Origin of the sequence: Clostridium ganghwense (assembly GCF_026735165.1) — a bacterium.
Lineage (GTDB): Bacteria > Bacillota > Clostridia > Clostridiales > Clostridiaceae > Clostridium_H > Clostridium_H ganghwense.
Genome location: NZ_JAPQES010000007.1, coordinates 259739 through 285244 on the forward strand (window position 1 = coordinate 259739; position 25506 = coordinate 285244).

Sequence of the window (25506 nt, forward strand, 5' to 3'; positions counted from 1 at the left end):
CTTTTTATATCATTTCCCCATTCAATGAAAATGATTGGGCTTTTGTTATTTTAACATTAACAATTTTACCTATACTATCAGGATTACCTGTAAAATTTACTAACCTATTATTTTTTGTTCTACCTGTAAGTCTAGTTTCATCATTTTTGCTAGTTCCTTCAACCAATACTTCTACAACTTTTCCATCATATTCTTTGTTTTTTCTAGATACTATTTCATTAACAGCTTCTACTAATCTATTAAATCTATCATGTTTAACTTCATCAGGAACTTGCTCTTCAAATTTAGCTGCTGGAGTTCCTTCTCTTTTTGAATATATAAAAGTAAATGCTGAATCAAATTCTACTTCTTTAACTATGCTTAAAGTTTCTAAAAAGTCTTCTTCAGTTTCTCCAGGAAATCCTATGATTATATCAGTAGAAATTGCTACATCAGGAATAGCTTTTCTAAGTTTTTTAGCTAAAGTTATATAGTCTTCTCTAGTATATTTTCTATTCATTTTGTCTAATATCCTAGTAGAACCTGATTGAAGTGCAAAATGACCGTGTTCACATACTTTTTCACATTCTGCCATAGCTTTTATTAAATCATCTGAAACATCCTTTGGATGAGAAGTCATAAATCTTATTCTTTCAAGACCTTCTATAGTATTTACTTTTCTTAAAAGATCACCAAAAGTAACTTTAGTTTCTAATCCAACTCCGTAAGAGTTAACATTTTGTCCAAGTAAAGTAATTTCTTTATAACCTTTAGAAACTAAACTCTTAATTTCATTAATTATATCTTCAGGTTTTCTGCTTCTTTCTCTTCCTCTTACATATGGAACTATACAATAAGAACAAAAATTATTACAGCCGTACATTATTGTGACAAAAGCTTTCATATCACTTTTTCTGTCAATCGGTAATCCTTCCACTATACCCTCTTCTTTATCCCAAATTTCTATTATTGATTTACCATCTTTTTTAACTCTATCTATATATTCAGGTAATTTATAGGAGTTGAAGCTACCTACAATAATATCTACATATGGAAACTTATCTATAATTTTTTTAGGCATTCCTTTTTGTTGTGTCATACATCCACATACTATAATAATTAAATTAGGATTTGATTTCTTTAAACGTTTTAAAGATCCTAAATGACCATATACTTTTTGCTCGGCATTTTCCCTAACACAACAAGTATTAAATATTATTATATCTGCTTCCTCTCTTACTGTTGTTTTAGTATATCCTATTCCTTTTAAAAGACCAGATATTTTCTCTGAGTCTTCTTCATTCATTTGACAACCCCATGTATCTATATAATATTTATCATTTAAAACTTCCATGAATAATTTCTCCTTTTTTTAAATTTGGCTTTAGTTATGCAACTATTAATTATTATATATAATTTATAGCATTTTTAAAAGTATTTTTATATTCTTTTTCACATTTACGAGGCTTAAAGTAAAATATAAGTATTTTAGTAAAATATATATAATGGATAAATAATTAATTTAAATTTACACATAATATTCATCATAAGGAGGGATTCTATGTACGATATAAAGGAAAGAGAAGAAGAAAAAGATACTAGCATTCAATTTAATTGTATAGCTGACAGATGTTATTTTAATAAGGTACAGAACGAAAATTTAATGAACTTAAAATCAGGATATATCCCAAAAGAAAATGTTTTAGAATAAGTGTTGAAAAAATAAATTAAGGAGCATTAATCAATACTCCTTAATTTTTAGTGTTTACTTGCATAAAATCCATGTATAAATTTCTTTTTCTTTAGTAAAACCAAAATATTTATATAATTTGATTGCAGTATAATTGTTAGGATCAACTTTAATCTTAACTATTTTATAACTATTATTGTGTAAGATATTTAACAAATGAGACAATAATAGTTTACCATATCCTTTGTTTTGCCATTCTTTCACTAATCCAAAATTAACTATATAAGGAACACTTTCTTTTATAATTATTTGTCCATATCCTATATATGTGTTACCATTTTTTATAAATATCGCACCATCGTCATAATAGTAACTTTGAAGTTCATCATAATATATATCATCTATATCAAGTGGAATTCTATCTTCACGTTCGAAAATTCTATTTTGAATGCTGCAGCGAAGTTTTTCATCCTTACCTTTAATCAGTTTTTGAAAAGTAATATTTTGATGTGACGGAGGTAGAATAAAATTATCTAAATTAAGCGTCATTTCTATCATTCCACTAGTTTTATTAAACCCCAAATCTTTTAATAGTGTGAAATTATATTCATTCTTTTCGCATTCATAATATATTTTAGAATACAATTTTATAGAGTTTATCAAAAGTCTATATATTTCTAATGATTGAATATCATTTATAACATTTATAGCTTCTATTTTATAAATAGTATCCCTTATATTTTCACTCCAAATGTAACCTATATAATCTGAATTCTTCTTTAATAATTTAACTTTTCTTTTTTGTAAAAATTGTTGAAAACCATTTTGATTATGGTATACTTTAAAAAAATCTCTATTAAGTTTATTAAAGTTGCTTTTTAAACCATTAAGTTTATTAAAGTCATTTATATTATTTTTTGTTAATGTAACAAGTTCGTACATATTTTTACCTTCTTTTAACTATGTCTTAATTTGAAATTTATTCGTAAGTATAACTATCTAAAAATTTAAGATAATCTTCTAAAAATTTCTGTTGAAGTTCACCATTATGAATTACTTTATTAAGTTTATGAGAATATTTTTGCTCACTCCAATTTTTGTATTTAATATATCTTTTACGACCTAATTTCCAGAATTTATGTGGAAAAATTATGAGCGCCAACATTATTTTAAGTTCACCTTTAGTTAATTTATTGACTGAATTGTATCCTTCTATAATCTTTTTAGCTTTTTCAAAATCCCACTTATACTCTCGCTTACTCATAAGTCTTCTTATAAATTTACCCAAATCATTTACTTGCAAGTCAATAATAATACTATCTAAATCTATTATATAATATTCATTTTCTTTCTTTATTATATTTTGATAATAAAAGCTATTATGACAAATTGTATGTTCTTTTTCAGCTTTTTTAGATAATCGGTAATACTCAGAATCGTTTAGTATCCTAAGAGTAATCAATCCTGTATTGTAAAAATTCTCTATATTATTCATATATGTTAAATCAAAATCATTCTTAATCTTCTTTTTTGAAATTATTTTTTCGTATTTAGGTAAATCATATAGCTTATTTCTATATATTTGCGGCCAGTTTTTTAAATTATTTTGAATTCTTATTTTTTTTGTATCAATTTTAGACGCCGCTAAATGAAATTCAGCGAGAAGTTTTGCACAATTGTGAGCTTCATCTATTTGAGATAACTCACATTCATCACCATTAATCCATTCTGTTGCATAGAAAAAAAACTTTCTATACTTTACAAATAAATTATCATTTTTTGTCTTAATAAATTGAGCAGTATTATGAAAATCATTTTTAGCTAATTCTTCAACTAAAACACTTCCGTTTTCAGCTTTATTTCTCCCATGCTTAAATCTCTTTAAAAAAATATTACCATCTGTGGTTTGCACTTTATATGCACTTCGTGCCTTTTTACAACTGATAATATTGAAGTTGTATCTATCTAATACTCTTTTAATTACTGCATTTTCATTTTTTGAAAAATTTTCAGAATAAGTAACTTTTCTACGCCCCTTTACCATAACTTTCCCCCCATATCACTACTATTAAATTATATATTATTCAAAATAAAATAATATTACTAAAAATACAGTATATATGGTAAAGACGTAATTTAATAAGTTGAAAGGGTAAGGAAATATTCTACACTAAATCCTTACCCTTTGATTCCTCATTATTCTTTTATTCCACTTCTTTTATACTTAAGCTAATTTTCTTTTCACCATTACTTACATTCAAGATCTTAGCTTTAACTTCATCTCCTATATTTAATACATCACTTGGTTTGTTTATTCTCTTATGACTTATCTCTGAAATATGCACTAAACCATCTACTCCAGGTTCTATTTCGATAAATGCACCAAAGTCTGCAAAGCGAACAACTTTTCCAAGAACAATATTTCCTATAGGATATTTTTCTTCAGCATTATTCCAAGGGTTAGCAATTAATTTCTTCATGCTTAAAGATAATTTTTTATTTTCTTTATCTAAATCTAATATATAAACTTTAACTTTACTTCCTACTGTAAGTACATCTTCAGGTTTAGCAATTCTTCCCCAAGAAATTTCTGAAACATGTAACAAACCATCAATACCATTTATGTCAACAAATGCCCCGAAGTTAGTTAATCTTTTTACTTCTCCATCAATTGTCTGACCTTTTTCAAGAGATTGCCAAGCCTTACATTCTCTTTCTTTTTTTTCATTAGTTAATAATTGTCTTCTTGATGCTACTATTTTAGTACCTTTTCTTTGAACTTTGTACTCAATAATAGTTATATCTAAAGTTTTTCCTATGTAGGAACTTAAATCATTTATATGGAACAATTCAATATGTGAGGCTGGAATAAATACTCTAACCCCTTTATATCTTCCAATTACTCCGCCTTTAACTGTTTCATTAATTACAATTTTTAATGTTGTTTTATTGTTGAAGGCATCTTTTAGTTCAGCATAAGCCTCTTCTCTTTCAATTTCTATTTTGGATAGAACAACGTATCCATCATCATTTCTTAAACTAATTATTTTAGTTTCTACTTCATTTCCAACATTAAAGATATCTGTTAGAACAATGTTTTCATCTTTTGAAACTTCTTTAAGAGGTAAAATCCCATCTTTTTTATATCCAATGTTAACAAAAGCTTCTTTTTCATTTAAAGAAATTATTTCCCCTTTTACTTTATCGCCCACTGCAATTTGTACGTCATTTTGATCCATATAAGCTAGTTGTTCATTGAATTCATACTCTTTGTTTTCACTCATCTTTGCAATTGCCTCCTTTATAATCCAATCAGGTGTCGAAGCACCAGCTGTAACACCTATGTTTTCACTATTTTTAATTATTTTAGCAGGTATTTGTCCTGCATTCTCAACATGAATAGTATTATTACAATTTTGTTTGCAAATTTCAAATAATTTTGTTGTATTTGAGCTATGATATCCTCCTAAAACTATCATGCTATCAACTTTTTTAGAAAGTTCAGATGCAGATTTTTGCCGTATCTGTGTAGCATTGCATATAGTATTTATAGCTATAAATTCTCTAGTCTTAGAAGTTATAATATTAATTACTTTTTGCCAATTTTCTTGCTTTTCTGTAGTTTGAGAAACAACACATACTTTATTATTTATATTTTCAATATTTGAGCCATCTTTAGTTATTAAAGCTGAATCACTACACCATCCATTAATTCCTATTACCTCAGGATGATTTAAATCTCCAACGATGATTATATCATATCCAAGTTCGTAATATTTTTTGACTTTTTCATGAATCTTTGATACATGTGGACATGTTGCATCTGCAATTATTAAATTTTTATTTTGTAACATTTGGATTACTTTAGAAGAAGTACCATGAGATCTAATAATAACTACATCTCCTTCTTCTAATTGATTTACTTTATCAAGTTCTATAGGATATATCTCCTTAGATTTTAAATATTCTACTACATCCTTATTATGAATTAAAGGTCCTAAAGTATATATTCTTTTATTATATTTCTCTTTAAAACTTAATGCTTTATCTACAGCTCTTTTTACACCAAAACAAAAGCCAGCTTTATCAGCTAATACTACATTTTTCATAGATTCACAACCTTTAGTTACTCATTATTTATTATATAGTTTAATATTTATATATGTATCACAGATTTAAAGTTATATGTGTGCATATTTTTTCTACAACTTCTTTAATGGTCATAGATGTAGAGTCAATTTCTATAGCATCTTTAGCTTTAGTTAGTGGATCAATTTCCCGATTTGAATCAATATAATCTCTTCTTTTAATTTCATCTAAAATATGTTCATAATTTACATCTATTTTTTTGGCTATTAATTCTTTATATCTTCTCCTAGCTCTTTCTTCTGGAGAAGCAGTTAAAAAGAATTTAAAAGCAGCATCTTTTAATACTACTGTTCCAATATCTCTACCATCCATTATTACATTATATTTTTTTGAAATTTGTCTTTGTAGATAAACTAACTTTTCTCTAACTTCTGCTATGGAAGCATAATTAGAAACATTAGAACTAATATTAGGCATTGTTAATTTTTCATTAACATTTTTTCCATTTAATATTAATTCATCGTTTTCAAAGTGCATTTCCATAGTATCTATTAAATCACATAAATTATTTACATCTGTATAAGAAATATCTTTTTCCATAGCTTTTAATGTAACAGCACGGTACATTGAACCAGTATTTATGTACATAAGATTGAATTTTTCACCAACCATTTTAGCTATTGTACTTTTACCTGCTCCTGCTGGACCGTCAATTGCAACCGTTATTCTCAAAATTAATTCCGCCTTTCTAACACAGCAATATTTATATTATATATTCTAGGGAAAATATTAAATTCCTCTTATTTGTAATATAATATTTATTGCTCACCTATAGATATACCAGCTAAATAACCAGTAGATAATGCTATTTGAAGATTAAACCCTCCTGTATATGCATCTACATCAAGTATTTCACCGGCAAAATATAAATTATCTATTATTTTAGATTTCATATTAGAAGGATCTACTTCTTTTACATTTATTCCTCCAGTTGTCACTATAGCTTCAGCAATAGGTCTTAATCCTTTAATATCCAATTCAAAGTTCTGTAATAAATATATAAGTTTTTTTCTTTCTTCCTTTGTAATAGAGTTAACTTTCTTGTTTTCATCTATTCCACTTAATTCCACAATTTTACCTATAAGCTTTTGCGGTAATAAATCATTAAGAGAATTTTTAAAATCTTTATTACAATACTTATTAAAATCTTTTTGTATCCTTTTATCAAGTTCTTCATGAGTTAATGCTGGTTTTAAATTTATAACCGCCTTAAGGTTAGATTTAGTATTAACAATTCTACTTCCACTTAATACTATAGGACCTGATATACCAAAGTGTGTAAATAACATTTCTCCAAATTCTTCATAAAGAATTTTTCCTCTTTCATCCTTTATTAAAAAAGAAACATTTTTTAAAGAAAGTCCTTGAAGGTCTTTTATCCAGTTTTCCTTTACCTCAATAGGAACTAATGCTGGTTTAGGTGTAACTATATGGTGACCTAATTCCTTAGAAAATAATAATCCTTCTCCAGTGGAACCAGTTTGAGGATAAGACTTACCTCCGGTTGTAACAATAAAGTAATCACCTGTAATTTCAGTATTATCTTGTAAAACTACTTTTATAATATTTTTATCCTTGCTTATTATTTTTTTCACATGAGAATTAAGCATTATATTAATGTTTTTTTTATTCAGTTCATTTTCAAAAGCTTTTATAATATCAGAGGATTTATCAGATTTTGGAAATACTCTATCACCACGTTCAACTTTTAGTTCTACTCCAAGCTTTTTAAAAAAACTCATTACATTTTCATTAGTAAAGGAATATAAGCTACTATATAAAAAACTAGGATTAACAGGTATGTATTCAAAAAAATCGCTTATATCTTTGTTATTAGTGATATTACATCTACCTTTGCCTGTAATAAATAATTTTTTCCCTAGTTTATTATTTTTTTCTATCAAAGTTACCTCGTATTTTTTAGCAGCAAAAATTGCTGCCATCATACCTGCAGGACCTCCACCTATAACTACAACTTTTTTCATCTATTCACCTCATTTTCTTTAACAATATATCTTATATAATATTTAGTATATTTACTATTATAATTTAATATAAGACATTACTTTATTCAAGCATATAATGATATATAATAAAAAAATAAAGTAAGAAATTATTATTGTAATAATTTCTTACTTTTTCTTATTACAAATCCTCTTTTTTATGTGAATATACTTGATATTCTTCCCAAATACCTTCTAATTCCTTATAAGTACTAGATATTTTTTCTTTTTCTCGCAAACCAACAGCAACAATTAATGCATTTATTACACTAAGTGGTGCAACTAATGAATCAACAAAAGAAGCCATGTTGCTTTGAGCAATAAGTGTATATTCAGCTCTAGTAGCTAATGGTGATAGTAAGCTATCTGTTATTGCAACTACTTTTGTACCCTTGTTTTGAACATATGACAATGCTTCTATAGTTCTTGCAGAATAACGAGGAAATCCAATTCCAATTACTAAATCTTCATCTGTTATATTTATCATTTGGTCAATAGCATCACTGATTCCATGTTTTACAATCTTTACATTATCTAACATAACATTTAAATAATAGCCTAAAAATTCTGCTAAAACAGTAGAACTTCTAAGACCAATAATATAAATTCTTTTAGCTTCAAAAATACAATTTACTATTTCCTCAAAATCTTTATGATTAATTTTTTCCAAAGTAGCTCTTATATTTTCCATATCTGCTTTAAGTACGCCTTTCAAAGCATTTTCCTGGTTTATAAGATTGTTTGATAATTCTATTCTTTGTACAGTGGTTAATTTATTTTTTATTAAATCATGAAGGGCTTTTTGCAACTTAGGATATCCACTAAATCCTAATTCATTTGCAAATCTAACTACAGTAGATTCACTAACGCCTACGCTTGTACCGAGCTTTGCGGCAGTCATAAAAGCAGCTTTATCATAGTGCTTTAATATGTATTCAGCTATCAATTTTTGACCTTTACTTAATCTAGGGAATTTCATTTGTATTGTTCTCATTAAATCCTGATTATTGTCATCCATCGTTTATTCAATCCTTTCTTGTCTTGCAATAAAATGAAATTTTTATTTCATTTTAACACCAATTAAAATTTTTAGCAAGTTAAGTTTCATTTTAAAATACTCCACTTATAACTCTATCTATTTAAATTAGTTATTTCTTAAATAAATACAAATATCATTTATAAATTTTTTAAATAATTCTCCTCAGCTTCTTTCAAATATCTCCATTGACCTATAGGTAAATTATCCAAAGTTAATTTACCTATAGAATGTCGCTTTAATGCTATAACAGGATGACCAATTTTATCACACATTCTTCTGATTTGTCTATTTTTACCTTCATGAATTATTATCTTTACTTCACAGCTATTTTTAAATTTTTTTATTATTTTAAAATCAGCATTAGCTGTGATATATCCTCCTATATCTACACCATTACAAAACTCTTTAATCTTTTCATTAGATGGAATTCCTTTAATAATAGCTATATATACTTTATCGATTTCATGTCTTGGATGTATAATTTTATTATATATATCTCCGTCATTAGTAAGAATTATAATACCAGAAGTATCATAATCTAACCTGCCTATTGGATATATCCTCTCTTTTACATTTATTAAATCTAAAATAGTTTTTCTACCTTTTTCATCTTTAACTGTAGAAACATATCCTTCTGGCTTATTTAAAGCTATATATACTTTATTTTCTTCCTTAGTAATTAATTTAGAATCTACATATACCTTATCTTTTAATAGATCAACCTTTACTCCAAGCTCACGAACTATAGTATCATTAACCTTAACTTTTCCTTCTAATATAATACTTTCACATTTTCTTCTGGAAGCTACACCACAAGAAGCCATATATTTTTGAAGTCGTTCTTTCATTTATATCACCTACATAATTTTATTTATGGAATAATTATATATACATTTGTAATTTTTATCAATTATATAAATTTAAACTCAACATATATTTTTAGTTAAATTACACAATAAATATTATTTAATTACTTTTTTACATATATTTTTCCACCCATAATTCTTTTAATAACTTCTATTTTTTTATATCCTAATTTATATTTATTTAAATTTATTTGTACTATTTTAGCTTGGTATGGATTGATATTTAGTATTTTTTTTAATTCTTCTATATCATAATAATCTTTTTTTAGTAATCTTATTAATTCTTCTTGAAGATTTAATTTGTATTCTTTATCTACATATCTGTTTTTATGAGGACCATTTATCCCTCTATGATGCTCAAAACATAAATATATATAATTTAAAGGAATATCCAATCCTCCTTGACTTTTATATACTATATGATGTTTTTCGCCTAGTTTTCCACATAAAACACAATTTTTCATAGTATTCTTCTCCTATTTTATATAGAAAATAAAGTTATACTAGTTTATTAACATTTTTATTTAGTATATATTAATTACTTGCTAATAATTTACTAAACCAAAAATACCCCATTGCAAATCCAATTCCACTAAATCCAATTACAAATAGGAACCATTTCAATACCTTTATTTTCATAATTATCCCCCCTATATATTTATTGTACTATTTATTTAAAATTTTATGAATCATTAAAAACATATTTACTTTAAAATGTACTTTTATTGTTTTTTATGGTATCTAATGATATATTAAATAGGTAAAAAAAACTATAAAGGAAGGCGGAACAATCAAATGGCTAAATACGAGTTGATTGCCACAGCGGCATTCGGTTTAGAATCAATTGTCGCAAAAGAATTAAAGCGCTTAGGATATAAAGATTTGAAAGTTGAAAATGGTAAAGTTTCATATTGGGGAGATGAAGAGTGCATATGTAAGTCCAATCTTTGGCTTAGATGTGCTGATAGAGTTTTTATTAAATTAGCAGAATTTAAAGCTACTAGCTTTGAAGATTTATTTCAAGGTGCAAAAAAAATTGAATGGGCTGATTATTTACCAGAGGATGCTAATTTTATAGTTAATGCTAAATCAGTTAAATCTCAACTTTTTAGTCTTTCTGATATACAATCTATTGTAAAAAAATCCATTGTAGAAAAGCTGAAGGAGACCTATGACACTGAATGGTTTAGTGAAAGTGGAAGCGTATATCCTATCCTTGTATCAATATTAAATGATACGGTCACTATTTCTTTAGATACTAGTGGTGATGCATTACATAGGCGTGGTTACAGAGAAAAGGGTAGTGCTGCTCCATTAAAAGAAACTTTAGCAGCAGCTATGGTAATTTTAAGTGGATGGAGATATGATAGAAATTTTATTGATCCATTTTGCGGTTCAGGTACTATTCCTATCGAAGCTGCTTTGATAGCTAGAAATATTGCTCCAGGTCTCAATAGAAAATTTGCCTGTGAAGAATGGGAGTTTATTATTTCTAGCCTTACATGGAAAAAAGTAAGAAAAGAAGCTTATGAAGCAATAATATATGATAAAGAGTTTAATATATTTGGATATGATATTGATAGTAGAATAGTTCCGATTGCACGACAAAATGCAATTAAAGCTGGAGTTGATGACTGTATTCATTTTCAAACTCAACCTGTTACTTCTTTAAATTCACATAAACATTATGGAACTATAGTATGTAATCCTCCATATGGTGAAAGATTAAATGAAATTAAAGAAGTGGAAGTTCTTTACAAAGATATGGGAAGAGTATTTACTAAATTAGATACTTGGTCTTACTTTATAATCACTTCATATGATGAGTTTGAAAAATGTTTTAATAAAAAATCTGATAAAAATAGAAAACTCTATAATGGAAGAATTCAATGCTATTACTATCAATATTTAGGTCCTAAACCACCTAAGAGGAATACTAAATCAAATAGTTAGTATTATATCTCCTAAAAATTTTTGTTATATTTCAGCGAATAAGAAGTTATATATAGTGGAATATTATATTTGAATAAATATAATCATTATATAAGGGAGATAAATATGGGAAAAAAAACTCAACCTAAAAAAGCAACAAAAAAAAATAATGATAATCGAGCAAATATTTTAAATCCCAATTCCACTAGTTATGAAATGGCTTCTGAAGGATTAGTAACTGAAATTAATCCAGCAAACAATAAAACTAAAAACAATAAGGCTTAATTATTTTAAGCCTTATTGTTTTTATATTAGTCACTACTTATAAAAATTAATATTATTTAAATTCAAGTGTTAACGTTTTATATAATTTATGATATACTTATAATATAATAAAATTAATTTTTGCACGAACATAGATAATATTGTAGTTAGATAAGTTCTAACTTTAATTTTTTAGAATTTATGCAAACGTTTGTGCAAATCATATAGCTATCATTAAATTAATATACAATATATAAAAGGAGGTACTAATTAAAAATGAAACAATACTTGAAATTAGATGAATGGAATATTATTGAAGAAGGTTTTAATCCTGAAAATAATGAAATATCCGAAAGTATATTTAGTTTAGGAAACGGATTTATGGGACAAAGAGCCAACTTTGAAGAAGAATATAGCGGAAACTCATTACAAGGAAGTTATATTGCAGGAGTATATTTCCCTGATAAAACAAGAGTAGGCTGGTGGAAAAATGGCTATCCTGAATATTTTGCAAAAGTTTTAAATTCAACAAATTGGATTGGAATTAACATAGTAATTGATGGTGAATCTCTTAACCTTGGTGAGTGTGAAGTAAAAAATTTCACTAGAATTTTGCACATGAAAGAAGGATATTTAGAAAGAGCTTTTAACGCTATATTAAAAAACGGAAAAGAAATAAGAGTAAATTCAAAACGTTTTATAAGTATGGCGCGTAATGAAATAGGAACCATTAAATATTCAATCTCCCCTATCAATTTTGATGGTTGCATAGAAATCACACCTTATTTAGATGGTGATATAATTAATAAAGACTCAAATTACGATGAAAAATTTTGGCTAGAAGTATTAAAAGGCGTAAAACCATACGAAGGTTATGTTATGTTGAAAACCAAAAAACTAGATTTTAATATTTGCTCTTATATGCGATTTGACATAACAAAAAATGGTGAAAAATTAAATACATCAATAGACACTTTCCAAAAAGACAAGTATATCTCAAATACAGCAAAAATCGATTGCTGCAAAAACGATGAAATAGTAGTCTATAAATATGTAGCAAATACTTCTTCGAGATATTACGATATAGATACACTTAGAGAAGTAACAGAAGATTTATCTCTTCAAGCACAAAATGCAGGTTTCCAAACTTTATTTGAGGAGCAAGTTAAAGCTTGGGATGAAAAATGGACACACAGTGATATTATTATTAAAGGAGATGTAGAAGCTCAACAAGCAATTAGATTTAATATATTCCAATTAAACCAAACTTATACTGGTCAAGATGAAAGACTTAACATAGGTCCAAAAGGATTTACTGGTGAAAAATATGGAGGAAGTACTTACTGGGATACCGAAGCATATTGTCTTCCATTCTATTTAAGTACTGCTGAAGAAAAGGTTTCCAAAAACCTTCTTTTATATAGATATAAACAATTAGATAAAGCAATAGAAAACGCTGAGAAATTAGGTTTTACAAATGGTAGCGCTCTATATCCTATGGTTACTATGAATGGTGAAGAATGTCATAATGAATGGGAAATTACTTTTGAAGAAATTCACAGAAATGGAGCTATAGCTTATGGAATATATAATTATGTTAATTATACCGGAGATAAAAGCTATCTTGGTGAATACGGCCTTGATGTTCTTGTAGGAATTTCAAGATTTTGGGCTCAAAGAGTTAATTTCTCTACAGGAAAAAATAAATATGTTATGTTAGGCGTTACAGGCCCAAATGAATATGAAAATAACGTTAATAATAACTGGTATACGAACACAATAGCTACATGGACTTTAGAATATACTATAGATGTTATTAATTATCTTAAAGAAAATGATATTAAAAGATTTAATGAATTAGAAAACAAATTAAATATATCACCTGAAGAATTAGAGAATTGGCAACATATTATTGAAAATATGTATTACCCAGAAGATAAAAATCTAGGTGTATTCTTACAACAAGATGGGTATATGGATAAAGAACAAGTTTTAGTTAAAGATTTAGACTCAAAACACTTACCTCTAAATCAAAAATGGTCATGGGATAGAATTCTACGTTCTTGCTTTATTAAGCAAGCAGACGTACTTCAAGGACTATACTTCTTAGAAGACAGATATAATATAGATACAGTAAAAAGAAATTTTGAGTTTTATGAACCAAGAACAGTGCATGAATCTTCTTTATCACCATGTATCCATACTATCTTAGCGAGCAAAATAGGAAACGTTGAAAAGGCATATGAAATGTATCTTAGAACAGCTAGACTTGACCTTGATAACTACAACAATGATACTTGTGATGGCTGTCACACAACAAGCATGGCTGGAACTTGGATGGCATTTGTACAAGGTTTTGGTGGACTAAGAGTTAAAAATGATAAGTTGATTTTAAATCCACTTATTCCTGATCAATGGGAAGGTTATTCATTTAAAGTTATGTATAGAGGAAGTTTACTAAAAGTTGATGTTACTAGCAATAACATAGATATCAATAATGAAACTGATAAAGAAGTTCTACTTTCTATTTATGATAAAAATTATACAATTAAAGGGTATGAAACTTTAAATATTAGAAGATAAAATTTCATAGTTTTTAAAGTAAAAAAAGAGTGGGGAAATTAAACATTCCTACTCTTTTTTTACAAGTATTATTCTATTTATTTTTTCTTAATTCCTTAATAATTTCTTCTAAATCTTTATTCAGTAGTTTATTTTTATCATTATCATCAATCTCTTTTTCCTCTAAAAGCTCAGATAAATTTTGTAAATTCTTTAAATTTTCCTCTAATTCCTCGTTGTATTTAGCATCTTTACCAATAACTTTACCGTTTTTACACTTATAGAAAAAACTTAATTTCATATTATTCCCTCCCTCGGTAAATTTATATTCAGTCAAGGGAATTTTATTCTCATATGATTAAATATCTATAAATAAAATAACTTTCGACTATTTTACTTTTAAAATAGCTGAAAGTTATTTTATTTACCATATCCATTATATACATTTTATTAAAAAAACTTAAGTTAAATAAAGTTATTTTTTTACTTTATGCTTTAATCTACTATCAGATTCATTTAAATTACCATTACTTCCATTATCAGTTCTCTTAACTCCTTGAGCAGCTACCTGTTTATTAGTAAGTTTTTTATTAATAGGCATATTTTTTTTACATTCCTTTCATATTACCATTCGAATTAGTGTTATGCTTTATTATTTTATTATTAATAACTCTTATTTTACTACTGCTTTTATTTTGTATCAAAAATTTATTTAGTTACAAAAATAGTATCTCAACTCTTATTCTGTCGTTTTATCAAGTTTTGATAAAACTTTTTTATGAGATTTATGTTCTTTAGGCTTATGAGGGCTATTTTTATAACTTATGCTACTAGTCCTAGTATTTCCTGCATGTTGATGATCAGTCATTTACATACCCCTTTCTAATAAAACTACCACAATTATTTTTTCTTCTTTCTTTATTAGGTTTTCCATTGCAAAACCTTTTATACTACAAATAAAATTATGCATCTTTATTTCCTTGATGGATATTTTAAAACTTAATACCATGGTATCCATTAATATATCAGCATACTTAATGCTGATTTTTCACAATATAATAGTGACAAAATAATTAAAGCCATAACACACTGTAAAATATGAAGTATAAAGGAGGAATTATATATGAAACATTTAGTTCCAGAAGCTAGAAGTGGTTTGAATAAATTCAAAATGGAAGTAGCTAATGAACTTGGTGTTCCTTTTACAGATTACAATGGAGATCTTACTTCAAAACAATGTGGCAGTGTTGGTGGAGAAATGGTTAAAAGAATGGTAGAAGCATACGAAAGAAATTTATAATCTTAACTTAAATATAGTATAAATAACAAAATAGGCATGTAGTTTTTAAACTACATGCCTATTTGCATAATACATTAATATAGTTATTTTACATTCTTAAATTGTTTACAGAGTATATTAATATGAATAAAGGAGAGAATTCATTTGTCAAAGAGACCTGCTGTACCAAAATCAAAAGAAGAATTAAATAAATTCAAAATAGAAGTTGCTAAAGATATGGGATTAGAAGAACAAACGGAAGAACATGAGTATATGGGAGACGTACCAACAAAAATAGCTAGTAAAATGGCTAGAGGTGGAAATGTTGGAGGAGAGATGGTAAAAAGAATGATTGCTTCTGTTGAAAGTAATATGATAAATAAAAAATAATTAGATATCTATATGTATAAAATTCTAATACATGTCAATAATTTAAATATCCAGTCCCATATTTGTCACCTTAGTTTAAGTCTCAGGCATTGTGCTTGAGACTTAAACTAATATTATGTGAATTTATTATATGCTACTACAAAATGAAAAATCAATCCTCGTTTAAATCAGAAATAGCTACTTCCATACTCTCGTTTGTTTTCAAATTCTTTATATGAGCGGTTTCATTCTCCCTTTCGATATATTTAATCCATATAGGATTGTTTTTATATGTTACATTTATTACGCCTAATGAATCAATTATTTCTTCTGCTCTTTCTTTAATCATAATAATACCTCCCTACATATGTAGTATTAATATAATATATTCAATTTATTCTTCTCGTTAAATATGAAAAACATAATACTGTATTTACTTATTTATTTGAATTTAATCTACCTTAAACTTTCATGTAAAATTATAACCCCTCGGGAATTTTTATATGTTTTACATAATATGGAATGAATATTGCAAGTTTAATATTATGTGTTTTCATATTCTACCATGTGTTTTTATTGTCTTCATCTATTTGTTTCATACATATATATTTCACCCCTATTTTCTTAGTTTAAAATAAACAATAGTAAGCTAAAATATATAAATGTATTGTTAAAGTTAATTAATATCACATTTAAATTTATATAAAAAAATAATTTTTAAAATGTAACAAATGTAGTTTTGTGTGATTATGAATATTTTAAAATTCACATTTTTATATAATCAATTATGTATTTTATATAATGTGTATCATTATATAAAATACACTTTAAACTTTACAACGCTTTTACAATACATAATGTATATTATGTATTGTAAAATATATAGCGGTATGATATAGTAATATCAAGGGTTAGAAGCTATTTTAATACAAATAATATAAAATCACTGGAGGTTTGCAAAACTTGGGGGAATATTTAGTTAAATTCAGCATTTTTCTTGCTAGAAATAATAAAAGCGATAAGACCATTGATAGTTATTTAAGAGATATTAAGCAATTCATTCAATACTTAAAGCAAAACAAAAAAGAATTAAATAGATTACATAATACAGATGTAGAAAATTTCAAGAATCATTTGATTTATGATAAAAATTTAAATATTAAAACTGTAAACAGAAAATTAGTATCCCTTAATCAATTCTTTAAATTTAATAATATAGCCGTTGATGTAAAACAAGAAAAAGTCCAAGCTCAAAATTTCCTGGACGATATGTTAAGCAATCATGATGTTGAAAGAATGATAAAAGCTGCATATAAAAAAGATGATATAAGAGCAAGCGCTATAATATACACCTTATATTATACAGGAATGAGAGTATCAGAAATGTTGCAACTTACAATTCATGATATAAATAAAGATTCTATTGGTATAATTGGAAAAGGTTCAAAACATAGAGAAGTATTTATACCAGACAGGCTAAGAGAAATTTGGAATAGTTATATACAAGTAAGAATTAAAAAAGGTACTACATTATTTACAGGTATACGAGGTCCTATAAATAGACAAACCGTACATAATACAATAAAATATTATGCAGGTCAAGCAAAGATAAAAAAGAGCAAAGCACATGCTCACAATTTTAGACATTTGTATTGCAAAAACTTAGCAGATAAAGGGATTGATATTAGTACCATAGCAGATATCGCAGGACATCACAATATAAATACAACTAGAATATACACTCGTAAGACCAAAAAAGAACTAATTAATATAATTAATGATATATAAAAAAACTAAAGATAAAAATCTTTTTAAGATTTTATCTTTAGTTTTTTTAGTAGCTTTACTTAGTATATATAAATATATGATGTTATTTTATTACTTGCCTTTGTGTTCCATCAATTTTTATTTTAAAGTCCTTACCGTCATAAGCTCTGCAATAAATCCAGCCATTCAATACATTAACTGAATATATCATAGCATCATCTAACTGAGTTTCTTGTTCTCCATCAATACTAATTCTATATAAGTCCCCTCCCTTTCTGATACCTGTAGCATTGATAAAATAAACATTGTTTCCCAAAACATTAACATTACACACTTGACTATCACTTAGTTCAATCTTTCCAGTTCCATCTACTCTCATTTTATAAAGCTTTTTATTATCCGAAAAATTGCAATAGTAAATCCAATCATCTATTACATTTACGTCATATGATTCATCACTATTTAATTTAACTAATTGAGTTCCATCAGTTTTCATCTTATATATACTATATCCATTTAAAGTATTACTAAAATACATCCAGCCTTCATCTACAATAAGATTATAAGCCTCATATTCATATTGACTTAGAGAAGTTTTAGAAGTTCCATCTATCTTCATTTTATAGATTTTACCTCTATCACTCATATTAATATAATAAATCCACTCTCCTACTACATTTATGATTGCTACATTATTATCATCTAATTCTGTTTTATTTGTTCCATCAGTTTTTATTTTATATAGCCCATTATCTCTGTAATAGATCCAATTCCCCATTACATTTATATTATCTACTACATCGTTAGTTATCATAAATTTTTCTGTTCCATTAGATTTCATTTTATATAAACCATTTACATAATCACAATAATAAATCCAATCTCCTTTTTGTACAAATTCTCCTCCATTATTTATGTTTCCACAAGTATTACCTCTCTCATTCAATTCATGATTATATTTTTTAATTGGATTATCCTTAATTTTAAAATACATAACTGTGTCCTGATCTAAATATTTGCCCGAAGCTGATTTAATTCCTCCAACACAAGCTGTTATTTCTAAATAGTAACCTCTATCGTATTCATATCCTTCTTTAGGTGGATGAACTGTAAAAGATGTACCATCTTTACTAATTGTTATTGAAGTATCCACTTTATCATAATATTCATCATATACATTAACGTTATTATAGACACTTTTACGGTCAAGCTTCTCGTTACATGTTACTGTCCATTCCTTGTATGGATTCACATTAACTTTTTTAGGAATTGATTTTATTTGATCTTCTCCATCACCTACAGCATATACCACCTTACTAAAAGTTATTATAAAAAATAGAATAAATACGCTTAATAACTTCCATTTACCTCTCATATAATCTCCCCCTATTTGTATTGTTCAATTACAATTATACATTATTTAACTTTTACATAAATTATAACTCTTTTATTATTTTAAAAATAAAAATCTGCATAATGCAGATTTTTATCTAAATTAATCTAATTCTGTTAGCATTCTAAAATTATATCCTCTATCCTTCCACTCATGTATTAAATAATCTAGAATTTCAGTATTTGTTTTTGATATTGCATGCAGCAGTATAATAGAACCATTATGTGTTCTTTGTAGTATTAAATTTTTAGCATACTCTTGAGAAGGTTGATCTTCTGGTTCATAATCTCTATAAGCAGAACTCCAGAAAATCGTTTTATATCCCAGCTGCTGTGTATAGTGCAAAGAAAGTTCATTATATGCCCCCATAGGAGGTCTAAAGAATTTAGCCATTTTGCTTCCTGTGACTTCTTCAAAAGTTTTTTCAGTAGATAATATTTCATTATCAAATTTTGACTTATTAGATTTAGCTAATTTAGCCATAGAAGTATGGTTTTTTGAATGATTGCAAACAATATGTCCTTCCTCAACCATTCTCTTGACTAAATCTTTATTTTCTTTAATATATGGTTCAGTTACAAAGAAAGCAGCCTTTACATTATTCTTTTTTAAAACATCTAATATTTTAGAACTATATCCATTTTCATATCCTTCATCAAAAGTTAGGTATAATACTTTTTCATCTGCTTTGCCAACATAATAAGCATCCCTATCCTTTATTATATCTAATACTTCCTGTGGCTCTTCTGGTTGTAGCCCTTTTTTATTAGGCATAAAAAACCATTCTCTATCTTTTAAATTAAATTTATTCATATCATCAATTTCTTTCTTTTCATCTTCAATAATTTCTGATTCTTTTTTTACTTCCTTTTTGGGTTCAGATTTTTCATCAGTAATTATTTGTTTTGTTTCAGGATTTTTCGAAGCTTGTACAACTTTCTCATTAATAACGGCTTTACTTTTACTCATTGTAGATTCATTTTCGGGTTTAGATTGAGTTATCGTGTTTTTTTTGGAGTTTTCTGGTTGCTGCACTTCACTACTACAACCCATTAATGAAAAAGCTAAAGTTAGAGAAAGTAAGCTTATTAAGCATTTGTTTTTCAATTTATCACCTTCTTAATGTATTTTCCTCTATTATAATTTTATCATTTTTTATATTATTTTCTACTTATTTTTCTATATTTTATTAATATGATTCATATTTTTCATCTCTTATTTAAGAACCATACTATCCAGTTACACCACAAAGATATTAAAAAAGATACCAAATTGAAATATACATCATTTAAATCCTGCACACGATTTTATAACCCCTCGGGAATTTTTATATACTTTACAAAATATGGATTGAATTTCGCAAGTTTCATTCATATTTTTTTCATTTTTTTCATATTCTCTGTAATTCTAATTTGGTTTTCATGAAAAAAGAGCCCTTAGGCTCTAATATTTTATTATTCATTACCTTTATATTTTTCATTTTGCTCTGAATAAACATAATTACCATTAGATGCTTTCATTTCTATTTGCTTTAATCTATTATCAATATTTTTTATTTCAGATTCAATTTCTAATAATAATTCTTTTGTTTCTTTATCCACTTACAATGCTCCTTTCTAAAATTAATTTTTTCCTTATAAAAAAAGTTTTATTTAATTACTTATTTGTGCTTATTTTTAGTTAAAACATTACAATTAATACATATAAATTTATATAAAAAGAGTTGCTAATTTATAAAAATTTGTTTAAAATAAAGAATTAGTAATATTTTAAATAAAATTCATATGTATTTATAATATTTAAAGTGTGTAATTTAGTTTACATTTTGGTTTTAATTTACATAATATTTAATATGTAAATTATTTTCTGCATTATCTTTAAAATAATCAATAGCCACTCTCCCCTAAATGCTGTATAGATCTATTTCTATAAATTCTTTGTTGATATTTTTTCTTAAATTTATTTTACTAGTACTACTTTTCTTACGTAATCTACCTTTTTTACTATTCTTGTTATTCTAATACCAAACTCCTACTGTACTTTTATTTTTTACTTTTATATAATAAACGATTCCTCTTTTCCCATCCTTTCACCAACATATTCCTATTAAAATTGTATATCCTAAGAATGTAACCTAATTAAGGAGGTAATATATATGAGTTATCAAAAATTAGTACCTAACGCAAAACCTGGTTTAAATAAATTCAAAGCAGAAGTAGCTAAAGAATTAAACGTACCTTTAAGTGAATACAACGGTGAACTTACTTCTAAACAAAATGGTTCTGTCGGTGGCGAAATGGTTAAAAGAATGGTAGAATCATACGAAAAAAATCTATAATTCATGTTACTTGAGGATATGTTAGGACATATCCTCTTTAAAATTTATTCTTAAGTTCTTTAATTAATATCATAAAAATAATTCTTTTAGAAATTTAAATAAATTATATATAACTAATGTTATACCAGATGAGACTAAAGGACCAACTGGTACACCATAAGTATTGAACTTGCAATTGTCAGTGAATCGTTTTTTATGAACAAACTCAAAAATAAAATAATAAGCAATATAATATAGCTTTGATTCATTTCTTCTACCTCCTACCTCTTTTTTCAATTGTTTGTGTTATAATTGATTTGATAATAGTGAAATTATGGGGGAGTGTGAATTAATGTACTTTAAAGAATCAGGAAAAATTAATACCGAAAGAACTCTAGAACTAGCAGTTAAAGTTGCTGAAGAAAGAAATATAAGAAATATTGTGGTAGCTTCTGGTAGTGGTTCCACTGCAAAGTTTTTAAAAGATATTAGAGATAAGAATGTTATATGTGTAACTCTTGCAACAGGCTCTAAGGAACCTGGGAAAAATAAAATGTCTAAAGCAGTACATAAAGAACTTACAGATTCAGGTATGAAAGTTTTAACTACCACTCATGTTTTAAGTGGTGCAGAAAGAGGGTTTAGTAAAAAATTTGGTGGAATATCTCCTATAGAAATAATGGCTTATACTTTAAAAATGTTTGGTCAAGGAACTAAAGTTTGCGTAGAAATTTCAGTTATGGCTTTGGACGCAGGTTTAATTCCTTATGGTGAACCAATTATAGCAATAGGTGGCTCATCACAAGGTGCAGATACTGCAGTTATAATTACACCTAATCATGCTAATAATATACTAGATACAAAAATTAATGAAATTATATGTAAACCTATTTAATATTTAAATTTATTATAAAACCCTGGTATAATACCAGGGTTGATTTATTTATAGATTATCTTTAAAATATTGCTTTTATCATAATTAAAAATCCAAATATAGCTATTGGAATACCTATTGGTGATCCTAGTATAGTTAAAGTTATAATTACTCCTAAAATCATTAAAGCTAAACCAATCACTCCCCCAACAAATGTACCTACTATCTTAATAATTAGACCAATTAATTTAAAAATTATCTCTCCTTGCAATTCCTATACTATTATCTTATTTAATTTTATGATAATAGTTCAAGGTATTTATGATTACTATTTATATTTTTTAGGCATTTTATGGTATAATTGTGCAAGTATTACTTATAATAAAATATTATAAGTAATACTTTTATATTGCTAACTAAAATTTAATTTTGAATAATAAATTTAATATTTTGTGAGGAGTAAAAATGAATAACTATGAAAAAAAAGCCGTACAAGAGCTGCGAGTATGGCAACGAAAAATGAGCAAGAAACCTTCTTTTGCAAGTCGTATAAGCAAAGGCTTACAAAATAAAGTAAATACCTTAATTCCTGAAAAAGCTCAAAAGGTAATTACGGAAGCAATTAAAAATATGGTTAAGGGGGTATTGAGTGGTTCTAAGTTTATTACAAGAAAACCACTAGCTAATACATGCCTAGAGGAACGTGAAAGGTTAGTAAAAGAAAAGATAGATTTTTATAAGAAAGCTGCAGCTGTTAGCGGTGCTGGCACTGGAGCTGGAGGTCTTTTAGTTGGGTTAGCAGATTTTCCTATTCTTTTAAGCCTAAAAATAAAATTTCTCTTTGATACAGCTAGTTTATATGGTTTTGATGTAAGAAACTATAAAGAAAGACTATATATCTTGTATGTTTTTCAATTAGCTTTTTCAAGCCAAGAAAACAGAGTAGAAGTTTACAAGCAAGTTTTAGATTGGGATAACTATATTAAACAGTTACCTCTAAATGTGGATTCTTTTGACTGGAGAACTTTCCAACAAGAGTATAGGGATTATATTGACTTAGCAAAAATGTTGCAGTTTATCCCAGGTATTGGAGCAGTAGTTGGAGCTTATGCTAACTATCAATTAATAGATAAACTCGGAGAAACAGCTATTAATGCTTATAGATTGAGATTGTTTAATGTTAAATAAGACAATATCCAATAAAATAATCATAACTATTAAAAAAGTGCTATTTTAGCACTTTTTTAATAGTTACTTATAATCAAACGGAACTCCCCAATATTCAATACGATTAAATTGGGGATATACTGAATCAAAATATATCCAGATTGGTGAATTATATAATTCTGGATGTACTTTTAAAAAAGCCCTATCACCATAAAAAATAGCTTCTAATGCTAATGGTAATTCCTTAATAAAAAATTTATTACGTATACAGGCATTAATCATTCCAAATTGTCCATTCACATATACATACACATAAAGAATATACTCATTATTGATTAATTTCCATTCTGCTAATACTTCATCTCGTGTTGGACCAATTTTGTCAAAAGCATATTGTGATCCTATAGTTAGGAAAAGTTCTCCTGTAATATCGGAATGGGTTAAGGTATAACGTCTAGGTATAACAGGTTGTGTTGGAGTAACCACTTGGCGATATTCAACAGATAATTTTTCTGGTTTTAGCTTTTTCAAAACTATCCCTCCATTTTATACAAGAATACATCTTGTACATAGTATGCTATAGTTATAAAATTGGAAACTTCACCCTTTAATACATCTATTATTTTAAATTTCTTTAATATTATCTAAAGTAAATTAACATGGTTTAGTGAAAATGTTGCAAAAAATTCATATAGATAATATACTCTATTACATATTGATAAATTGGAGGTTTAACTATGGACTATTTAATTCTAGCACTAACTATTTTATTTTCTTATTTATGTGGCTCAATTCCAAGCGGGTATTTTATTGTTAAGAGATTATGTGGAATTGACATTAGAACTAAAGGCAGTGGTAACATTGGGTCTACAAATGTTAGGAGAATAGCAGGAAATAAAATATCAACTATTACACAAATAATAGATATTTTAAAAGGTATTATTCCTATAACAATAGGTATAAATATAGCAAGTACCGTTAATTTACCTGTTTCAACTGATGTTTATCTTTCTCTTATTGCAATGTCTGCAATACTAGGACATAACTATACTATTTTTCTTGGATTTAAAGGTGGAAAAGGAGTTAACACAACAGTAGGAACATTTCTAATACTTGCTCCAGTTCCGACCTTGTTAGCAGTAATAATTCATTTTGTTTTACGTTTATTTACAGACATAGTATCTATTAGATCTATTGCTTTGGGTGTAGTTATACCTATAGCCTGCGTAGTTATGAAATTTTCTTTACCTATTATTGTTGCTTCTACAATAGCAGCTATCTTAATGATAATTAGACACAAAGATAATATAATAAGGCTATTTAAAAACGAAGAAAAATAAATTTATTAGGATACTAAACACATCCATAAATAAATGGAGGTTAAAAAATGACTGAATATGAATTTCAACAGTTTTTACATAATCAAATACCGCTTACAAAAGCAATGGATTTTAATGTTTTAGAATTTACACCATCTAAGGTAAGAATATCAGCAAAGTTAGAACCAAATATAAACCATATGTCTACAGCATTTGGTGGAAGTATAAATTGTTTATTGACTATTTGTGGCTGGGCTATGACATATATACACATTAAAGAAATTGATGTAAATACTCATATAGTACTTCAGAAAAGTAGTATAAATTATTTAGCTCCAATTAGTAATGATTTTGTTGCAGAATGTGTTTTGTCAGATAAAGATCAAGAAAATATAAAAAACTTTTCAAGAACATATAGTAAACATAAAAAATCAAAATTAAAACTTAATATATCTTGTTATGACGAGCAAACCTTAGCAGCAAAATTTCAAGGCTTATATGTTGCATATAAATAAAAAACATAATAAATTTTCCCAA

At 26.6% G+C, this 25506-nt stretch carries 30 protein-coding genes; 12 read left to right on the forward strand and 18 right to left on the reverse strand.

All coding sequences use genetic code 11. From position 1 onward, the window contains the following. Positions 1–4: 4 nt before the first annotated feature. Positions 5–1333, reverse strand: a complete 1329-nt coding sequence (gene miaB, locus OXH55_RS18160; RefSeq protein WP_268051551.1) for a tRNA (N6-isopentenyl adenosine(37)-C2)-methylthiotransferase MiaB — start codon at positions 1331–1333, stop codon at positions 5–7. 207 nt (positions 1334–1540) lie between these two features. On the opposite strand from miaB, the gene OXH55_RS18165 reads away from it, so the two are divergent. Then, positions 1541–1690, forward strand: a complete 150-nt coding sequence (locus OXH55_RS18165) for a hypothetical protein (protein WP_268051552.1) — start codon at positions 1541–1543, stop codon at positions 1688–1690. Positions 1691–1744: 54 nt separating this feature from the next. Here OXH55_RS18165 and OXH55_RS18170 read toward each other — a convergent pair whose 3' ends face one another. From OXH55_RS18170 to OXH55_RS18205, 8 genes are all read right to left on the reverse strand, one after another. Beyond that, a complete protein-coding gene (locus OXH55_RS18170; RefSeq protein WP_268051553.1) occupies positions 1745–2611 on the reverse strand; it encodes a GNAT family N-acetyltransferase in 867 nt (288 codons plus the stop codon). Positions 2612–2648: 37 nt separating this feature from the next. Further along, positions 2649–3713: a CotS family spore coat protein gene (locus OXH55_RS18175; RefSeq protein ID WP_268051554.1), complete on the reverse strand. Its 1065-nt coding sequence runs from the start codon at positions 3711–3713 to the stop codon at positions 2649–2651. A gap of 160 nt (positions 3714–3873) precedes the next feature. Beyond that, on the reverse strand, positions 3874–5778 hold the full coding sequence (locus OXH55_RS18180) for a bifunctional 4-hydroxy-3-methylbut-2-enyl diphosphate reductase/30S ribosomal protein S1 (RefSeq protein WP_268051555.1): 1905 nt from the start codon (positions 5776–5778) through the stop codon (positions 3874–3876). Between the two features lie 58 nt (positions 5779–5836). Beyond that, the gene (gene cmk / locus OXH55_RS18185) at positions 5837–6490 is read right to left on the reverse strand and encodes a (d)CMP kinase (protein WP_268051557.1); all 654 of its coding nucleotides are present in this window, start codon (positions 6488–6490) and stop codon (positions 5837–5839) included. Positions 6491–6576: 86 nt separating this feature from the next. Then, positions 6577–7803, reverse strand: a complete 1227-nt coding sequence (locus tag OXH55_RS18190; protein ID WP_268051558.1) for a BaiN/RdsA family NAD(P)/FAD-dependent oxidoreductase — start codon at positions 7801–7803, stop codon at positions 6577–6579. A 160-nt stretch (positions 7804–7963) separates the two neighbouring features. After that, the gene (locus OXH55_RS18195) at positions 7964–8839 is read right to left on the reverse strand and encodes a MurR/RpiR family transcriptional regulator (RefSeq protein WP_268051559.1); all 876 of its coding nucleotides are present in this window, start codon (positions 8837–8839) and stop codon (positions 7964–7966) included. 158 nt (positions 8840–8997) lie between these two features. Next, on the reverse strand, positions 8998–9708 hold the full coding sequence (locus tag OXH55_RS18200; protein ID WP_268051561.1) for a pseudouridine synthase: 711 nt from the start codon (positions 9706–9708) through the stop codon (positions 8998–9000). 122 nt (positions 9709–9830) lie between these two features. After that, complete coding sequence (locus OXH55_RS18205; protein WP_268051562.1) at positions 9831–10190, reverse strand: HNH endonuclease; 360 nt, start codon at positions 10188–10190, stop codon at positions 9831–9833. Between the two features lie 331 nt (positions 10191–10521). On the opposite strand from OXH55_RS18205, the gene OXH55_RS18210 reads away from it, so the two are divergent. The 3 genes from OXH55_RS18210 (at position 10522) to OXH55_RS18220 (ending at position 14505) form a co-directional block, all read left to right on the forward strand. Further along, entirely contained in the window at positions 10522–11679 is a 1158-nt protein-coding gene (locus OXH55_RS18210) for a THUMP domain-containing class I SAM-dependent RNA methyltransferase (protein ID WP_268051563.1), read from the forward strand. 105 nt (positions 11680–11784) lie between these two features. Continuing rightward, a complete protein-coding gene (locus tag OXH55_RS18215) occupies positions 11785–11943 on the forward strand; it encodes a hypothetical protein (RefSeq protein WP_268051564.1) in 159 nt (52 codons plus the stop codon). A 255-nt stretch (positions 11944–12198) separates the two neighbouring features. Further along, positions 12199–14505 carry a glycoside hydrolase family 65 protein gene (locus tag OXH55_RS18220; protein ID WP_268051565.1) on the forward strand — a complete coding sequence of 769 codons (2307 nt, stop codon included), beginning with the start codon at positions 12199–12201 and terminating at the stop codon, positions 14503–14505. 73 nt (positions 14506–14578) lie between these two features. On the opposite strand, the gene OXH55_RS18225 is transcribed toward OXH55_RS18220, so the two are convergent. From OXH55_RS18225 to OXH55_RS18235, 3 genes are all read right to left on the reverse strand, one after another. Beyond that, positions 14579–14785, reverse strand: coding sequence for a hypothetical protein (locus OXH55_RS18225; protein ID WP_268051566.1), 207 nt, complete (start codon positions 14783–14785; stop codon positions 14579–14581). A gap of 174 nt (positions 14786–14959) precedes the next feature. Next, a complete protein-coding gene (locus OXH55_RS18230; RefSeq protein ID WP_268051567.1) occupies positions 14960–15085 on the reverse strand; it encodes a hypothetical protein in 126 nt (41 codons plus the stop codon). A 138-nt stretch (positions 15086–15223) separates the two neighbouring features. After that, positions 15224–15352: a hypothetical protein gene (locus OXH55_RS18235; RefSeq protein WP_268051568.1), complete on the reverse strand. Its 129-nt coding sequence runs from the start codon at positions 15350–15352 to the stop codon at positions 15224–15226. A 255-nt stretch (positions 15353–15607) separates the two neighbouring features. Between OXH55_RS18235 and OXH55_RS18240 the strand changes: the two genes are divergently transcribed. After that, positions 15608–15784, forward strand: a complete 177-nt coding sequence (locus OXH55_RS18240; RefSeq protein ID WP_268051569.1) for an alpha/beta-type small acid-soluble spore protein — start codon at positions 15608–15610, stop codon at positions 15782–15784. Positions 15785–15928: 144 nt separating this feature from the next. Beyond that, entirely contained in the window at positions 15929–16153 is a 225-nt protein-coding gene (locus tag OXH55_RS18245) for an alpha/beta-type small acid-soluble spore protein (protein WP_268051570.1), read from the forward strand. Positions 16154–16304: 151 nt separating this feature from the next. On the opposite strand, the gene OXH55_RS18250 is transcribed toward OXH55_RS18245, so the two are convergent. Next, positions 16305–16481, reverse strand: a complete 177-nt coding sequence (locus tag OXH55_RS18250) for an H-type small acid-soluble spore protein (protein ID WP_268051571.1) — start codon at positions 16479–16481, stop codon at positions 16305–16307. 614 nt (positions 16482–17095) lie between these two features. Between OXH55_RS18250 and OXH55_RS18255 the strand changes: the two genes are divergently transcribed. Then, complete coding sequence (locus tag OXH55_RS18255) at positions 17096–17920, forward strand: tyrosine-type recombinase/integrase (protein ID WP_268051572.1); 825 nt, start codon at positions 17096–17098, stop codon at positions 17918–17920. 82 nt (positions 17921–18002) lie between these two features. Here the strand turns inward: OXH55_RS18255 and OXH55_RS18260 are convergent, their stop codons facing one another. The 3 genes from OXH55_RS18260 to OXH55_RS18270 all read right to left on the reverse strand — a co-directional run bounded on the left by OXH55_RS18260 (position 18003) and on the right by OXH55_RS18270 (position 20893). Then, the gene (locus OXH55_RS18260; RefSeq protein WP_268051573.1) at positions 18003–19274 is read right to left on the reverse strand and encodes a DUF5050 domain-containing protein; all 1272 of its coding nucleotides are present in this window, start codon (positions 19272–19274) and stop codon (positions 18003–18005) included. A gap of 120 nt (positions 19275–19394) precedes the next feature. Next, on the reverse strand, positions 19395–20399 hold the full coding sequence (pdaA, locus tag OXH55_RS18265) for a delta-lactam-biosynthetic de-N-acetylase (RefSeq protein WP_268051574.1): 1005 nt from the start codon (positions 20397–20399) through the stop codon (positions 19395–19397). 347 nt (positions 20400–20746) lie between these two features. Continuing rightward, entirely contained in the window at positions 20747–20893 is a 147-nt protein-coding gene (locus OXH55_RS18270) for a hypothetical protein (protein WP_268051575.1), read from the reverse strand. Positions 20894–21447: 554 nt separating this feature from the next. On the opposite strand from OXH55_RS18270, the gene OXH55_RS18275 reads away from it, so the two are divergent. Both OXH55_RS18275 and OXH55_RS18280 read left to right on the forward strand, forming a co-directional pair. Next, on the forward strand, positions 21448–21630 hold the full coding sequence (locus OXH55_RS18275) for an alpha/beta-type small acid-soluble spore protein (protein ID WP_268051576.1): 183 nt from the start codon (positions 21448–21450) through the stop codon (positions 21628–21630). A gap of 331 nt (positions 21631–21961) precedes the next feature. Then, positions 21962–22504 (forward strand): pyruvate kinase alpha/beta domain-containing protein, encoded by a 543-nt coding sequence (locus tag OXH55_RS18280; RefSeq protein ID WP_268051577.1) that lies wholly within the window; start codon positions 21962–21964, stop codon positions 22502–22504. 61 nt (positions 22505–22565) lie between these two features. Here OXH55_RS18280 and OXH55_RS18285 read toward each other — a convergent pair whose 3' ends face one another. Beyond that, positions 22566–22754, reverse strand: coding sequence for a hypothetical protein (locus OXH55_RS18285; RefSeq protein WP_268051578.1), 189 nt, complete (start codon positions 22752–22754; stop codon positions 22566–22568). Positions 22755–22948: 194 nt separating this feature from the next. Here OXH55_RS18285 and OXH55_RS18290 point away from each other — a divergent pair, with 194 nt between their 5' ends. Beyond that, entirely contained in the window at positions 22949–23671 is a 723-nt protein-coding gene (locus OXH55_RS18290; RefSeq protein WP_268051579.1) for an EcsC family protein, read from the forward strand. Between the two features lie 63 nt (positions 23672–23734). On the opposite strand, the gene OXH55_RS18295 is transcribed toward OXH55_RS18290, so the two are convergent. After that, on the reverse strand, positions 23735–24181 hold the full coding sequence (locus tag OXH55_RS18295) for a staygreen family protein (protein WP_268051580.1): 447 nt from the start codon (positions 24179–24181) through the stop codon (positions 23735–23737). A 206-nt stretch (positions 24182–24387) separates the two neighbouring features. Between OXH55_RS18295 and plsY the strand changes: the two genes are divergently transcribed. Both plsY and OXH55_RS18305 read left to right on the forward strand, forming a co-directional pair. Then, complete coding sequence (gene plsY / locus OXH55_RS18300) at positions 24388–24990, forward strand: glycerol-3-phosphate 1-O-acyltransferase PlsY (protein ID WP_268051582.1); 603 nt, start codon at positions 24388–24390, stop codon at positions 24988–24990. 47 nt (positions 24991–25037) lie between these two features. Further along, the gene (locus OXH55_RS18305; RefSeq protein ID WP_268051583.1) at positions 25038–25484 is read left to right on the forward strand and encodes a YiiD C-terminal domain-containing protein; all 447 of its coding nucleotides are present in this window, start codon (positions 25038–25040) and stop codon (positions 25482–25484) included. Positions 25485–25506: the final 22 nt, after the last annotated feature.

Excerpts from the sequence above, each read along its gene's own strand:
- miaB (WP_268051551.1), bottom strand. The coding sequence starts at position 1,333 with ATGGAAGTTTTAAATGATAAATATTATATAGATACATGGGGTTGTCAA.
- OXH55_RS18165 (WP_268051552.1), top strand. The coding sequence starts at position 1,541 with ATGTACGATATAAAGGAAAGAGAAGAAGAAAAAGATACTAGCATTCAA.
- OXH55_RS18225 (WP_268051566.1), bottom strand. The coding sequence starts at position 14,785 with ATGAAATTAAGTTTTTTCTATAAGTGTAAAAACGGTAAAGTTATTGGT.
- OXH55_RS18170 (WP_268051553.1), bottom strand. The coding sequence starts at position 2,611 with ATGTACGAACTTGTTACATTAACAAAAAATAATATAAATGACTTTAAT.
- OXH55_RS18290 (WP_268051579.1), top strand. The coding sequence starts at position 22,949 with ATGAATAACTATGAAAAAAAAGCCGTACAAGAGCTGCGAGTATGGCAA.
- OXH55_RS18175 (WP_268051554.1), bottom strand. The coding sequence starts at position 3,713 with ATGGTAAAGGGGCGTAGAAAAGTTACTTATTCTGAAAATTTTTCAAAA.
- OXH55_RS18190 (WP_268051558.1), bottom strand. The coding sequence starts at position 7,803 with ATGAAAAAAGTTGTAGTTATAGGTGGAGGTCCTGCAGGTATGATGGCA.
- OXH55_RS18200 (WP_268051561.1), bottom strand. The coding sequence starts at position 9,708 with ATGAAAGAACGACTTCAAAAATATATGGCTTCTTGTGGTGTAGCTTCC.
- OXH55_RS18205 (WP_268051562.1), bottom strand. The coding sequence starts at position 10,190 with ATGAAAAATTGTGTTTTATGTGGAAAACTAGGCGAAAAACATCATATA.
- OXH55_RS18220 (WP_268051565.1), top strand. The coding sequence starts at position 12,199 with ATGAAACAATACTTGAAATTAGATGAATGGAATATTATTGAAGAAGGT.
- OXH55_RS18180 (WP_268051555.1), bottom strand. The coding sequence starts at position 5,778 with ATGAAAAATGTAGTATTAGCTGATAAAGCTGGCTTTTGTTTTGGTGTA.
- OXH55_RS18250 (WP_268051571.1), bottom strand. The coding sequence starts at position 16,481 with ATGATTAAAGAAAGAGCAGAAGAAATAATTGATTCATTAGGCGTAATA.
- OXH55_RS18215 (WP_268051564.1), top strand. The coding sequence starts at position 11,785 with ATGGGAAAAAAAACTCAACCTAAAAAAGCAACAAAAAAAAATAATGAT.
- OXH55_RS18280 (WP_268051577.1), top strand. The coding sequence starts at position 21,962 with ATGTACTTTAAAGAATCAGGAAAAATTAATACCGAAAGAACTCTAGAA.
- OXH55_RS18235 (WP_268051568.1), bottom strand. The coding sequence starts at position 15,352 with ATGACTGATCATCAACATGCAGGAAATACTAGGACTAGTAGCATAAGT.
- OXH55_RS18275 (WP_268051576.1), top strand. The coding sequence starts at position 21,448 with ATGAGTTATCAAAAATTAGTACCTAACGCAAAACCTGGTTTAAATAAA.
- OXH55_RS18230 (WP_268051567.1), bottom strand. The coding sequence starts at position 15,085 with ATGCCTATTAATAAAAAACTTACTAATAAACAGGTAGCTGCTCAAGGA.
- OXH55_RS18210 (WP_268051563.1), top strand. The coding sequence starts at position 10,522 with ATGGCTAAATACGAGTTGATTGCCACAGCGGCATTCGGTTTAGAATCA.
- OXH55_RS18195 (WP_268051559.1), bottom strand. The coding sequence starts at position 8,839 with ATGGATGACAATAATCAGGATTTAATGAGAACAATACAAATGAAATTC.
- plsY (WP_268051582.1), top strand. The coding sequence starts at position 24,388 with ATGGACTATTTAATTCTAGCACTAACTATTTTATTTTCTTATTTATGT.
- OXH55_RS18240 (WP_268051569.1), top strand. The coding sequence starts at position 15,608 with ATGAAACATTTAGTTCCAGAAGCTAGAAGTGGTTTGAATAAATTCAAA.
- OXH55_RS18260 (WP_268051573.1), bottom strand. The coding sequence starts at position 19,274 with ATGAGAGGTAAATGGAAGTTATTAAGCGTATTTATTCTATTTTTTATA.
- OXH55_RS18305 (WP_268051583.1), top strand. The coding sequence starts at position 25,038 with ATGACTGAATATGAATTTCAACAGTTTTTACATAATCAAATACCGCTT.